1 pseudogene is annotated in these 509 nt (G+C 57.0%); it reads left to right on the top strand.

The window, feature by feature from the left end:
• Positions 1-509: pseudogene (locus FQZ95_RS09355) on the top strand (phage tail tape measure protein); the annotation flags it as partial.

The following is a 509-nucleotide window of genomic DNA, read 5'->3' as shown; positions in this document are numbered from 1 at the left end:
CAGGCGGCGAACGAGGCCGCGACGAAAGGGTTTGATGACCAGACCCGCCGCCTGAAAGAGAACATGGGCACGCTGGAGACCTGGGCAGACAGGACAGCACGGGCATTCAAATCCATGTGGGATTCGGTGCTGGATATTGGTCGCCCGGACACTGCCCAGGGAATGCTGGAGAAAGCAGAAAAGGCTTTTGATGAGGCGGACAAAAAATGGCAGTGGTATCAGAGCCGAAGCCACCGGCGCGGTAAAACCTCAGCATTTCTTGCCAATCTCCGGGGAGCATGGGAGGACAGAGCGAATGCGCAACTTGGGCTTTCAGCCGCCACGTTGCAGGCCGATCTTGAAAAGGCCAGAGAGATGGCAGCAAAGGACTGGGCCGAGTCTGAGGCATCACGGCTGAAATATACCGAAGAGGCGCAGAAGGCTTACGAACGCCTGCAGACGCCGCTGGAGAAATATACCGCCCGTCAGGAAGAACTGAACAAGGCACTGAAAGACGGGAAAATCCTGCA

The organism is Escherichia sp. HH41S (assembly GCF_009820115.1).
GTDB lineage: Bacteria > Pseudomonadota > Gammaproteobacteria > Enterobacterales > Enterobacteriaceae > Escherichia > Escherichia coli_F.
This window is presented reverse-complemented; position numbering and strand designations above follow the sequence as displayed.